Below are 12,041 nucleotides of genomic sequence, written 5' to 3'. Positions count from 1 at the left end.
CTTGATTGATTGACTCAGGACGTTCTCCGGGCAAAATCCCGAACTTTAAATCCGAGTAATGCCAGCGCGGCAAAGTAGGCAATCACCCCGGCGGCAACGACAGCAGACAACCGTAACAAGCGATAGGCCATCCCCCCCACATCCCACGCAGGCATCACCCAGAGCAGCCCCAGCAACACGGCCGACATCACCACAACACCGATAACCAGCTTGGTTAGAAATACGGCCCAACCCGGTTGTGGCTGGAATATTTTCTGTTTACGGAGCTGCCAATATAACAAGCTGGCATTAAGGCAAGCCCCCAACCCAATAGAGAGTGATAACCCAGCATGCTTGAGCGGTCCGATGAATATCAGGTTCATTACCTGGGTCAATATCAGTGTGATAATAGCAATTTTCACCGGCGTTTTAATATTCTGACGCGAGTAAAAACCGGGTGCCAACACTTTCACTACAATCAGCCCCATTAAACCAATGGAATAGGCCACTAACGCACGTTGCGTCATTGCCGCATCAAAAGCACTAAATTTACCGTATTGGAATAATGACACCACCAACGGTTTAGCTAAAATCCCTAATGCAACGGCACTTGGCAACGCCAATAGGAAACATAACCTTAGTCCCCAATCCATTAGTCGGGAATATTCATCATGATTGCCACTGGAGAAACTTTTTGCCAGTGAGGGCAATAAAATCGTGCCAAGCGCCACACCCAGCACCCCCGACGGAAACTCCATCAAACGGTCAGCGTAATACATCCAGGAAACGGAACCTGACACCAAGAATGAAGCAAAAATGGTGTTAATAATCAAAGAGATTTGGCTGACTGATACGCCGAGGATCGCCGGCCCCATTTGGCGCATAACCCGCCAGACCCCTGCATCACGCAGTGATAACCGTGGCAGCACCAACATACCAATCTTCTTCAGATGAGGGAGCTGATAGCCTAATTGCAGTACCCCGCCGACCACCACCGCCCAGGCCAGCGCCATGACTGGTGGATTGAAATAGGGTGCGGCAAACAGCGCAAAACCTATCATGCTGATATTAAGGAAAGTGGGCGCAAAAGCAGGAATAGAAAAACGATTCCAGGTATTAAGGATCGCCCCCACTAAGGAGGCCAGCGAAATTAGCAGAATATAAGGGAAAGTCACTCGCAGCAGCGCGGAGGTTAACGCAAACTTATCAGGTGTATCAGTAAAGCCGGGAGCCGTAATAAAAATCACCCAAGGCGCGGCCAACATCCCCAATACGGTCACTACCGCCAGTATCAGCGTTAACAGACCAGAGACGTAAGCAATGAAAGTGCGGGTTGCCTCCTCGCCCTGTTGACTTTTATATTCGGCCAGTATGGGGACAAAAGCCTGTGAGAATGCCCCTTCCGCGAATATCCGCCGCAATAGATTAGGCAATTTAAATGCCACAAAGAAGGCATCCGTTGCCATCCCGGCACCAAAAACCCGCGCCACTATCGCATCACGGGCAAAGCCTAATACGCGGGAAAACATGGTCATGGAACTGACGGCTGCCAGTGATTTCAGTAGATTCATAGGTTGTCTGATATGGGGTTCTGATCTGTTTTCCGATCTGTTTTTAATTCGCCGTAAATATCAACGCCTGCAATTAGCAGGCGTCGCTTCTACCCAATGGTTGAGGTACCGAAATTAAAGTGCCCCTGAAACGGTGTGAACACCGCCGCCAGTCTACGTATCCGGCGATGAATATCCATCGCAAGGTGTAACAAATTACTGACTTAGCCCGCTTTTTGCGCCATTTTGATCTGCATTATTGACTTATTGAACAGTATCCTGCTGTAAAATTTGCTCTATCATTCGCTGCGCATAAATAGCTTCGTCGCCCGAAACTTGTGGTGCCGTTTGGTTGCTGACTGCATCAATAAAATGATGCACTGCACCGGTAAAGCCTCGCAGGTCTAAGATGGTTTGCCAACTGGCTACCGGCAAACTTATCACCTGCCCATCCGACTCCTGCTGCCAGTGGCTCATATTACTAACCTGATAACAGACAGCCGTACTGACGGCTTGCACGCTTTCCCGCTGGGTCCCTGCGTGGCGGTGCATACTGGTAGTTATCAGACCATTGCCCGCTTGAAAATGGTGTTCTGCATACAGCATCTGTCCCAACGCATTTGTCTGAAGCGTTCCACTCAGGAGCTTTGCCGCTTCGCCACCAAGCCACAGAGCGGTATCCACCACATGCAGATAATCATCAAGCAAGGTAAAGCGCAGATCATTCGGCCCCACACTGTTCTGGCGATGTTTCTCCATCCGCAGCGATGCCGGGTGGATGACTTGTTGTTTCAGTTGTTGGTATAGCGGAGCAAAACGTCGGTTAAACCCGACCATCAGTGCCAAGTGCCGTTTCGCGGCCAGTGCTATCAATTGTTCGGATTGCTCGAGTGTTTCGGCCAGCGGCTTATCGACATAAACATGAATCCCGGCCTGCAACAGTTCACTGACCACCTTAAAATGGCTGGCAGTACTGCTGTGAACAAAAATAGCATCGCATTCAGCAGCTAACGTATCTAATCGAGAAAAATAGCGCATCCGATAGCTGTCACACACAGGTTGTGCTTTGATTTGATTGGGGGAGAACGCACCAACCAGTTGCCAGTCCCGTGCTTGAGTCAAAATAGGTAAATAGGCCTTTTGTGCAATACCGCCCAAACCGACAATACCAATACGTAGCTTTTTCATAGGATCCTTATTAATCATCCAACTGAATCAATACTTCATCCAACCGACGTGTCAGTGCGGCCACTTGCCGTTCAAGTTGGGCAACTCTCTCCTCAAGGGCGCTGCTTTCCCCTTCAGCACTCTCTGCTATTGCCGAGGCCGGGGCCACATCACCACTAAAAAGATGCATAAAGCGGCTTTCACGTTTACCCGGCTCACGGGCTAAACGCACCACAAATGGCCCATCTTCGCGGATGGCCAGTTGGTTCAATACCTCTTCTGTTTCAGTAACATCGGCAAACTCATACATCCGGTTAGTGCGAGTACGCAACTCTCCCGGTGTTTGTGCACCACGCAATAATAGTGTGGTAATCACCGCCAACTCAGCAGGGGAGAACTTTAGGTTGCCAAATTCCGAGTTGCAAAAACGGTGCTCGTACTTCATTACTCGGTTACCGCTCTGGGTGCGAATAAGGTGTTTTTTCAGCAAGAAATCCAGTGTCTGCTGGACTTCCGAATCGGATAACTCCATCACCGGTTCGCGGTTGGTTTTTTGGTTACAGGCGACGGTCACGCCATTGAGCGACATCGGATATTGCTCCGGTGTTGTCACTTGTTTTTCTAGCAAACAGCCAATAACTCTGGCTTCCTGTGCATTTAAACTGTGTTTCATCCTGACCTCAGCGAGTTGGCGTCCATTCTTTATTAGTCAAAGCAGTCAGCACATGGTCGCGCCACTGACCATCAATCAGTAAATAATCCTTGGCGTAACCTTCACGCTCAAATCCAAGGCGTGTCAGTAAGTTGCCACTGCGATGATTGTGCGGCATATAATTAGCCATGATACGGTGCATCCGTTCCTGCCGCTGCATATAGCGAATCAGCGGCTGCAACGCTTCAAACATTAAACCCTGACCCTGCCAGCGCTCACCTAATGAATAACCCAGAAAACAGGCATGGAACGAACCTCGCAGTACATTGCTAAAGTTAGCCACTCCGCGCACTTCTTTCTCTTCTGGGTCCAGCAGAATAAAGTAGTAGGCGCTCCCCTGCTTTTGTAGCTCCATGATCATACCCAGCCGCGCCTGCCAACCGGAGGGCATGCAATGACTTTGATCGCGCACGGGTTCCCATGGTTTGAGAAATACCTGATTTTCAGCATAATACTCCGCCATGCGGTAGGCATCACGTTCATGAACCAACCGCAATGACATGCGGTCCGTCGTCAGGCGTATTTTAGGTGTTGCTGAATGATAGCCGAACATCTGCTCCCCTTGGGCTGCACTCTGTACTTAATTTAGCGACAATCTTTTACTTCAATATACCTGTTGCCCATACCCTGCGTAAAACCGCCCTTGCAAACTTTGCACACGAGGACACAATGAAATCACCTGGTTAAAGCGGTGAATAAGCATTTTATTATGAATAATCGATGAGGTAACGTATTGACGATAAAAAAATATTATCAATCTACCCCCTATCGTTTCTATCAATTTGGGTACAAACTATAAGCGTGTTTTTATTCCCTCCATATTTAATTTCTGACGGTGAAGCATGGCCTTGGTATCGCAAGCTCGGAGCTTGGGTAAGTATTTTTTATTGCTTGATAACTTATTAGTTGTGTTGGGTTTTTTCGTTGTCTTCCCACTCATCTCTATCCGATTTGTCGATCAACTGGGTTGGGCTGCGGTGCTCGTTGGCCTGGCCTTGGGACTAAGGCAACTTGTCCAACAAGGGTTAGGCATCTTTGGTGGTGCCATTGCCGACCGTTTCGGTGCCAAGCCAATGATTGTTACCGGTATGCTGATGCGGGCTGCGGGCTTTGCATTTATGGCAATGGCCGATGAACCTTGGATACTCCTGCTGGCTTGTGCGCTATCTGGCTTAGGTGGCACCCTATTTGATCCGCCGCGTACCGCTTTGGTTATCAAATTAACCCGCCCCCATGAACGTGGCCGTTTTTACTCCCTGCTGATGATGCAAGACAGTGCAGGTGCGGTGATCGGCGCATTAATCGGCAGTTGGTTGCTGCAATACGACTTCCATTTTGTCTGTTGGACTGGCGCGGTAATCTTCATTTTGGCGGCAGGCTGGAACCTTTGGTTGCTGCCCGCGTATCGCATTTCCACCGTGCGTGCGCCAATGAAAGAAGGTTTAATGCGGGTGCTACGTGATCGCCGCTTTGTAACTTATGTCCTGACGCTAACAGGCTATTACATGCTGTCGGTACAGGTGATGCTCATGCTGCCGATCGTGGTAAATGAGATTGCGGGGTCTCCTGCTGCCGTTAAATGGATGTACGCCATTGAGGCCGCGCTTTCTTTGACATTGCTTTACCCACTTGCTCGCTGGAGCGAGAAACGTTTTCGCCTCGAACAGCGCCTCATGTTTGGGCTATTAATCATGACATTAAGCCTGTTTCCGATCGGCTTGATTTCCCACCTGCAAACACTGTTTATGTTCATTTGCTTCTTCTATACAGGTTCAATTATCGCTGAACCCGCACGTGAAACCCTGGGGGCTTCGCTGGCCGACTCGCGCGCACGTGGCAGCTATATGGGCTTTAGCCGTCTGGGGCTAGCGTTGGGCGGCGCATTAGGCTATACCGGTGGCGGCTGGATGTACGATACTGGCCGAACGCTGGAAATGCCGGAGTTACCCTGGTTCCTGCTGGGCGTTATTGGGGTAATTACGCTGGCCGGGCTTTACTGGCAGTTTAATCAGCGCCGTATCGAGTCTGCCATGCTAAGCGGCAGCTAGCACTATTCTGTCGTTAGCACTAGCGCCAGAGTCGCCAAGCCTCTCTGGCATCTTTTTATTCTCTTTTCAAACCAACGTTGATTCGGGGTTATCCGATTGGCAGATGCCCCCCACCGCCGCATTATTGTCCGCAATCCTGAACCCTGGTTGAACAAATAGGGTTAATAATACAAAACAGTGGATTAACCGGTTACTATTGGCCTGTTTGTCTGGTTTGATGTGATGCGCCATCTGGTTTGTTTAGTAAATATTGCTATGAGGTTTTGATGAAGACATTAATGTGGGGCGCTGCTGCGCTGATTGTGACCACGACACTGGTCGGCTGTAACCAATTAACTCAATACACATTGAGCGAACAGGAAATCAATGAATATCTGCAAAAACACAATAACTATGAAAAGCAGATTGGCATACCCGGTCTGGTTGACGCCCACATTATCTTGACGCAATTGCAGAGCCAGATTGGCCGTACTGAGCCTGGTAAAGTGACCTTAACCGGTAATGCCAAAGTAGACATTACCTCGATCCTTGGCCCACAAAGTGCGGATATGACGCTGACACTAAAAGCGCAACCGATATTCGATCGTGAGAAAGGCGCTATCTTCCTAAAAGATATGGAATTGACTGATTATACCGTTAAGCCGGAAAAAATGGATTCAGTGATGAAAGCACTGACCCCTTATCTGAATCAGTCGTTGAAATCCTACTTTGATCAGCAACCGGTCTATGTGTTGGACAGTGAAAAGAGTAAAGCTGAAGGGATGGCGAAAAAGCTGGCAAAAGGTTTAGAAGTGAAACCAGGCCAGTTAGTCATCCCACTGAATGACTAGCTGCACTGCGAGGTTTACAGGCTATCGTCTGCTGCATCGTCACTGATACCAAATGTCATTGGCGTTGCAGTAAACGAATGACAAATCGGTCGGGAACCGGTTTGAACAGTATTTATGCTAGCTCGCAGTGTGAGCCTCAAAGAATGAGGCTCATTAATCCAACCAGGGTTACTTAAGTCGGCAGAGTATCTTCAGACAACTCATCCCACATTGCCTGTAACGCTTCGCGGCTCAACTGAGCCAACGTCCGATAAAAGCCGGTGTTAGCGTGGGCCTCTACTTTGCCGAGAAAGCGACCACACCAGGGCAGTAAATAGTCGTTAAACAGTGCGGTTTGAGCCGCAATCTCATCCTCTGCGGCCTGGTCTTCCAGCCAAGAGGCAGCCAATAATAACCCGCCAAAATGATCAGTTGGCCCATCGCCCAGCGGCATCCCTCGTTGTTGCAAAAACGCTCTGACCTCAGCTTCTGGGCAAGCATCGTCATAATCGCTGCCATAAGGTGACACGCTACCATCGTCGCCGACGAACAACGCGTTATAATCAGCGGCCACCGCCTGTGGCTGATACTCTTGTTGCAAACGCGTCAGCAGCTCACCTTGTTCCAGTGGCCAGTGCTGCTCTAATTTACCCTGACTTATCAGCGCAAAAAGGGGGGCCAGTAGCGGATCTTGTGGTTGGCGATAAAATAGTGACCCAAGAACCCGGCACACCAGAGAGAAATCATTCATTTACATCTTCCTGTTTCTTATAAATATTTAAACCACAAGTGACAATGTCACATACTTTATATTATAAATCAGCCAACTCAGGGATTACCGGGCGGCCACGTTGCTCAAGGTAATTCAGTAACCGGCGCGGGCTAACATTCAAAATACGGTCTGGCGGGAAATTCACCTCAGCAATAATCCGCTCACAATGTTCGAAAATCCCCAATGAATAGGCAATATGGGAGTCAGAACCTAATGCCAACCAGCCACCGGCATCACGGACCGCTTCGGCAATCGCCCGGCAGTTCGCTTCGCTGCCCTTGCGTGAATGCGTAAAGGACGAGTTATTCAACTCCAGCGCCACATTGTATTTTGCCGCTGCATCAGCAATAGCTGGAATATCAACAGGATATTTAGGGTTACCGGGATGGCTGATGATGTGCACATTCCCCTGTGCCATGGCCGCAATCATTGCCTGAGTATTGGCGGCTTTGTCTTGAGGCGGGAATACAGGTTCATGGAAGCCGGCAATTAGCAGGTCGATGGCATCAAGCATCGGGCCGGTACAATCGATATCACCGTCCAAATTCTTAATATTGGCCTCAATACCGCGCAAAATACCCACACCATCTACCAACCGTGGCCAGACACGCATGTTCATAAAGTGCCAGTAATGCGGGGCATCAGCCATATCCGGGCCATGGTCAGTAATGGCAAACAGCTTAATATTTTTTAACTTAGCTTCGGCAATGTAATCGTGCAGGGTGCTGTAAGCATGGGTGCTGGCGATGGTATGCATATGTAAATCAACAGGATACATGACTACTCCACAAAGTCTTTTAAGGCAGGATGGCTTTTTTGCAGGTAAAGCATAGACTGCTAATGATAGCAGGAATTCTTCTCATCAACAGCGCTAAAAGCCCTTACTTGCAGGGCTATCGCTATATCTCATCGAACCGAGTCAGTATGTAAATCAGTAACCTCGTACCACATCGACCAGGCCCGCTGGCACTCTCCCCGCTTCGATGGCTTGAATATTGGCAACTACCTGATCCATCGCTATCTCCGGCAGGGTTATCGCTGCAATATGCGGTGTAATAGTGATGCGTGGGTGACTCCAGAAAGGATGCATTGACGGTAAGGGTTCCTCAGCAAATACATCCAATGTCGCCGCTGCGACGCTCCCAACACTCATTGCAGTTAATAGATCACGCTCCAATAAATGTGCACCACGCGCAATATTGATCACATAAGCGTTAGCATTCAATTGTGAAAACAGCGATTGGTTCAAGATACCAACAGTTTCGGGCGTATTGGGCAGCAAATTAATCAATAATTCTGTCCCTTGCAGGAAAGTCGATAGTTTCTCTTTGCCGGCAAAACTGGTTATACCCTCAATCTGTTTTGGTGTACGGCTCCAACAACGCACGGTAAAACCAAACTCAGCCAATTTGTGGGCCACGCTTTTACCTAATACCCCCGCCCCAAGAATACCTATGGTAAATTTATCATGCTGATGCGGCTCCAGCGGTTGCCACACTTTCTGCTGTTGTTGCAGTTGATACTCATCCATTCGGCGGAAATATCGCAATACACTGGCTACCACATACTCCTGCATTTGCAATGACATACCAGAGTCTTCCAATCGTACCAACGGCACTCCGGTTGGCAATGTGCCCGGAGAGCGGCGCTCTTGATCCAAAATAGCATCGACCCCCGCCCCTAAAGCAAAAATGCCTTTCAGTTCAACACGTCTGGCGAGCATTTCCTGTGGTGGCTGCCAGACGAGAGCATAATCCGCCGGTTGTGTATCACCACGTCGCCACTGCCTGATTTTCGCCGTGGGCAAACGAGATTGTATGCCTGACAACCACTGTTTTGCTTCAAAAAACGGGTGATAAAAAATAATATTCATTATTTGCCAGCTCCTTGCGAAAGTACCTGATAGATTTCCGCGATTAACGGTCAGATGCAAGTGTTACCCGCAAGAAATGACGATGAAATCAGCAAACTGCTGTAACTTTAGCTAAACAGTAACAAAGCCAATATAAGAGGGTTGACGCTGGGCACACTTTTGCCTACATTACGCCGGTCGACCGCGTTTAGCGTAGTTGATAGCTGTAACACGGTGAGGTGTCTGAGTGGCTGAAGGAGCACGCCTGGAAAGTGTGTATACGTGTAAGCGTATCGAGGGTTCGAACCCCTCCCTCACCGCCATATTTAGTCTGTAGATGAACCTCGGTTTCTACGACAAACGAAGCGGCAATCGATAACATGTCTGGTTTCATAGCTGAACCTGTTAACCCGATTGCCGTTTTTTTTTCGCCTTCAGATAGCTTTATTTCCTGCCAAATGTCGTTTCAGACAGATACACCCTAAATAATTCGAGTTGCAGGAAGGCGGCAAACGAAATACAAATCGGTCGGGAATCGATTTGAACAGCATTTATGCCAGCCCGTAGGGTGAGGCTCATTAATCCCGATGGGCTTACATTTGTAAGTAATTCAGATTATTGAGCGTAGCCAACGCACATGCAGCTTTAAGTATGACGGGCATAAACATAATCACTTTATTAAATGCCTCTATTACTAATTGGTTTATTTCCAGTTCAATATTACATGTTACAAGATAAGGAATATTATAAATCCGAAATAACCCATATCGAGGTATCAAATGAAAAATAAGCGATTTTATTTTATTTCTTTACTATTGACCCTGTGTGTTAACTCCCTATCAGCCTCGCCGTTAATCGTTGCTCATCGTGCAGGAACAGCCGATTACCCAGAAAACACTCGACATGCCATCAGTAAAGCGTTATCAAATAACGCTGATATTATTTGGGTCTCGGTTCAACTCAGTAAAGATGGTGTTTTAGTACTCTATCGGCCCAAAGATTTGAGCGAATTGACTGACGGCAACGGCCTGGTTTCTGACCACTCTTGGCAAGAATTACAGTTATTAGATGCGGCCTATCACTTTAAAAGTGACGATCAGTATAAATTCCGCGGATGGGGAGTAAAGATCCCCTCATTACATCAGGTTTTATTATCATTCCCACAAACAAAATTCACTATAGATATTAAGTCTCCTGATGCAGATCCAAAAATAATAGCGAATGCCATAACAGAAGTGAGAGAAAATATTCTCTCACCTGACCGCATTGTTTTCTATTCTACTGAGAAAAAATATCTTAATGCGCTACCTGATTATATAAGTAAATTCGAGACACGTAATAAAACCCGTAAAATTTTAGCTACTGCGGTGATGGCAGATGAATGTATAATAGCCAAAAACAAGGGCAATTCATTTATTAGCAGCCAGAATAGACATTATGCCTTTGAATTAAGACGTGATGTAAAGGTCGTGGAGAAACTCACCTTGGGTAAAGGAACAACCCGGACCCAATTGGTTTGGAATCAACAGGCAATGGACTGTTTCAAGCAGAGCGAAGATGCAAAAATTTTGCTGATTGGCATAAACTCTGCAAAAGATTATCAACTAGCTAAAGATCTCGGTGCCGATTATGTGATGGTTGATTCACCACTGCAGGCGAAAAATTGGCGTTAATTGCTTATAATTTGCCGGTGATTTACGCTATATGCATGCAGAATAACCAGATGAATGGCAACGGGTAAATACTGCTTGACCATCTGCCTGCTGGTCCCTATAGTACCGCCCCGTTGCCGTGCTTAGCGCGGTAACATAACGGTGAGGTGTCTGAGTGGCTGAAGGAGCACGCCTGGAAAGTGTGTATACGCGTAAGTGTATCGAGGGTTCGAACCCCTCTCTCACCGCCATATTCGAGCAAAAGGCTCTGACGAAAGTCAGAGCCTTTTTCGTGACTCCCACCAAGGTGTTTCTACAACTTACGGCGACGCCTCTCTTTATCTATGCGGTCTCCCAATGGGGAAAATGGCATTAATCGGCTATAAACTACTTGATTGCGCCCTTGTTTCTTCGCCTGATAAAGTGCTTCATCCGTCATTTTTAATGCTTTTAGCATCGACATTCCAGGCAAATAAAGAGACGCACCAATCGAGATGGTGGCCTTTATTTTACGTCCGTCAGGTAAAACCACCGCAAGATTCTCAACTTGTTGGAGAATTCGCTCGGCAACCGCTTTAATCGTTTGTGGTTCATGGCGGCGGGTTATAACAATAAACTCTTCACCGCCATAACGGCCAACAAAATCCTCATCACGAATGATTGACGTCAACAGCTTCCCCACTTCTGTTAGAAGTAAATCACCACCGTCATGACCATAGCTGTCATTCACCGACTTAAAATGGTCCAGATCCAGAATCATTAAACCACACGCCTGGCGACTGTTGTGAATTGCCGTTAATCGATAATCAATACTTGCCCGGTTATTTAGCTGAGTTAATTTGTCAATATTCGCCCGGTTTTTCATCGAAAAATAGGCGGAGATATGACGCTCTTTAAAATTCAGTGCATGGTAGCAAATAGCCAAACAGAGCGCGGAAATCAGTTGATATACTATCACCTGGGCCCAGGTCAAAATATGCGGGGCAACTAATATAGCAACGACCATACGATAAATCGCAATAGCGAGGATTGCGGTATAAAAAATACGATTGCTTTTTCGCTCCCAGACTCGTGACAGTATGAGCGGAATAAATATTATTGTTATAAGAATATTGTCGAGGGTAAACCAGCCTGTGAAAGCAAAATTAATCAGCAATGCTGTCAAGCTACTTAACCAACCACCATAGAAAGTGACCAAAATAATCGGAATCAACTCGAAACTATAGAAAAACGCACCTGAAATCACCCACTGGTCCTGATTCAGATAAAGTGAAACCAGTCCCGATGCGACACCAAATAGAATACGTTTCCAGACATCCCCATTGTAAGAAAAAGCACTGTTCTTACTTAAGGCAAAATAACTGATTGAGAGCGTCGCATAGGTGACACAAGCATCTCGGTATAGTGTCGATAGAGATTCTAATTCGCTCATGGCGTAGCATTAATCCTTTGAATTCTCAGCGAGAATTTTGGCTGACATTGGTTTGTCTTATTGCCAAC

Annotated in this window: 11 protein-coding genes and 2 tRNA genes; 5 read left to right on the top strand and 8 right to left on the bottom strand. The window is 47.3% G+C overall.

Annotated features, from left to right (window positions below; all coding sequences use genetic code 11):
- Positions 1 to 14: 14 nt before the first annotated feature.
- From murJ to rimJ, 4 genes are all read right to left on the bottom strand, one after another.
- Entirely contained in the window at positions 15 to 1,550 is a 1,536-nt protein-coding gene (murJ, locus tag V2A85_RS06105; protein WP_372558912.1) for a murein biosynthesis integral membrane protein MurJ, read from the bottom strand.
- Positions 1,551 to 1,793: 243 nt separating this feature from the next.
- Complete coding sequence (locus V2A85_RS06100) at positions 1,794 to 2,735, bottom strand: Gfo/Idh/MocA family protein (RefSeq protein ID WP_420071066.1); 942 nt, start codon at positions 2,733 to 2,735, stop codon at positions 1,794 to 1,796.
- Complete coding sequence (locus V2A85_RS06095) at positions 2,728 to 3,369, bottom strand: YceH family protein (RefSeq protein WP_420071065.1); 642 nt, start codon at positions 3,367 to 3,369, stop codon at positions 2,728 to 2,730. Before V2A85_RS06095 ends, V2A85_RS06100 begins: the two co-directional genes overlap by 8 nt.
- 7 nt (positions 3,370 to 3,376) lie before the next feature.
- Positions 3,377 to 3,961 (bottom strand): ribosomal protein S5-alanine N-acetyltransferase, encoded by a 585-nt coding sequence (gene rimJ, locus V2A85_RS06090; RefSeq protein WP_420071064.1) that lies wholly within the window; start codon positions 3,959 to 3,961, stop codon positions 3,377 to 3,379.
- A 289-nt stretch (positions 3,962 to 4,250) separates the two neighbouring features.
- Between rimJ and mdtH the strand changes: the two genes are divergently transcribed.
- Positions 4,251 to 5,456: a multidrug efflux MFS transporter MdtH gene (gene mdtH / locus V2A85_RS06085; protein WP_083159016.1), complete on the top strand. Its 1,206-nt coding sequence runs from the start codon at positions 4,251 to 4,253 to the stop codon at positions 5,454 to 5,456.
- 266 nt (positions 5,457 to 5,722) lie between these two features.
- Complete coding sequence (locus tag V2A85_RS06080) at positions 5,723 to 6,286, top strand: lipoprotein (protein ID WP_420071063.1); 564 nt, start codon at positions 5,723 to 5,725, stop codon at positions 6,284 to 6,286.
- 172 nt (positions 6,287 to 6,458) lie between these two features.
- On the opposite strand, the gene V2A85_RS06075 is transcribed toward V2A85_RS06080, so the two are convergent.
- From V2A85_RS06075 to ghrA, 3 genes are all read right to left on the bottom strand, one after another.
- Positions 6,459 to 7,016 (bottom strand): TorD/DmsD family molecular chaperone, encoded by a 558-nt coding sequence (locus V2A85_RS06075; RefSeq protein WP_372558907.1) that lies wholly within the window; start codon positions 7,014 to 7,016, stop codon positions 6,459 to 6,461.
- 61 nt (positions 7,017 to 7,077) lie between these two features.
- On the bottom strand, positions 7,078 to 7,815 hold the full coding sequence (locus V2A85_RS06070; RefSeq protein ID WP_372558906.1) for a phosphatase: 738 nt from the start codon (positions 7,813 to 7,815) through the stop codon (positions 7,078 to 7,080).
- Between the two features lie 153 nt (positions 7,816 to 7,968).
- Positions 7,969 to 8,910, bottom strand: a complete 942-nt coding sequence (gene ghrA / locus V2A85_RS06065) for a glyoxylate/hydroxypyruvate reductase GhrA (RefSeq protein ID WP_420071062.1) — start codon at positions 8,908 to 8,910, stop codon at positions 7,969 to 7,971.
- A 212-nt stretch (positions 8,911 to 9,122) separates the two neighbouring features.
- On the opposite strand from ghrA, the gene V2A85_RS06060 reads away from it, so the two are divergent.
- From V2A85_RS06060 to V2A85_RS06050, 3 genes are all read left to right on the top strand, one after another.
- Positions 9,123 to 9,212, top strand: a tRNA-Ser gene (locus V2A85_RS06060).
- 456 nt (positions 9,213 to 9,668) lie between these two features.
- Positions 9,669 to 10,562, top strand: coding sequence for a glycerophosphodiester phosphodiesterase family protein (locus tag V2A85_RS06055; protein WP_372558904.1), 894 nt, complete (start codon positions 9,669 to 9,671; stop codon positions 10,560 to 10,562).
- A 140-nt stretch (positions 10,563 to 10,702) separates the two neighbouring features.
- Positions 10,703 to 10,792 (top strand) — tRNA-Ser (locus V2A85_RS06050).
- Between the two features lie 62 nt (positions 10,793 to 10,854).
- On the opposite strand, the gene V2A85_RS06045 is transcribed toward V2A85_RS06050, so the two are convergent.
- Positions 10,855 to 11,973, bottom strand: coding sequence for a GGDEF domain-containing protein (locus V2A85_RS06045; protein ID WP_372558903.1), 1,119 nt, complete (start codon positions 11,971 to 11,973; stop codon positions 10,855 to 10,857).
- Positions 11,974 to 12,041 lie beyond the last annotated feature (68 nt).

It is taken from the genome of Yersinia sp. 1252 StPb PI, from assembly GCF_048593885.1.
Lineage (GTDB): Bacteria > Pseudomonadota > Gammaproteobacteria > Enterobacterales > Enterobacteriaceae > Yersinia > Yersinia enterocolitica_E.
This window is presented reverse-complemented; position numbering and strand designations above follow the sequence as displayed.

Coding starts and splice junctions, on each gene's coding strand:
- murJ (WP_372558912.1), bottom strand. CDS start 1,550: ATGAATCTACTGAAATCACTGGCAGCCGTCAGTTCCATGACCATGTTT.
- V2A85_RS06100 (WP_420071066.1), bottom strand. CDS start 2,735: ATGATTAATAAGGATCCTATGAAAAAGCTACGTATTGGTATTGTCGGT.
- V2A85_RS06095 (WP_420071065.1), bottom strand. CDS start 3,369: ATGAAACACAGTTTAAATGCACAGGAAGCCAGAGTTATTGGCTGTTTG.
- rimJ (WP_420071064.1), bottom strand. CDS start 3,961: ATGTTCGGCTATCATTCAGCAACACCTAAAATACGCCTGACGACGGAC.
- mdtH (WP_083159016.1), top strand. CDS start 4,251: ATGGCCTTGGTATCGCAAGCTCGGAGCTTGGGTAAGTATTTTTTATTG.
- V2A85_RS06080 (WP_420071063.1), top strand. CDS start 5,723: ATGAAGACATTAATGTGGGGCGCTGCTGCGCTGATTGTGACCACGACA.
- V2A85_RS06075 (WP_372558907.1), bottom strand. CDS start 7,016: ATGAATGATTTCTCTCTGGTGTGCCGGGTTCTTGGGTCACTATTTTAT.
- V2A85_RS06070 (WP_372558906.1), bottom strand. CDS start 7,815: ATGTATCCTGTTGATTTACATATGCATACCATCGCCAGCACCCATGCT.
- ghrA (WP_420071062.1), bottom strand. CDS start 8,910: ATGAATATTATTTTTTATCACCCGTTTTTTGAAGCAAAACAGTGGTTG.
- V2A85_RS06055 (WP_372558904.1), top strand. CDS start 9,669: ATGAAAAATAAGCGATTTTATTTTATTTCTTTACTATTGACCCTGTGT.
- V2A85_RS06045 (WP_372558903.1), bottom strand. CDS start 11,973: ATGAGCGAATTAGAATCTCTATCGACACTATACCGAGATGCTTGTGTC.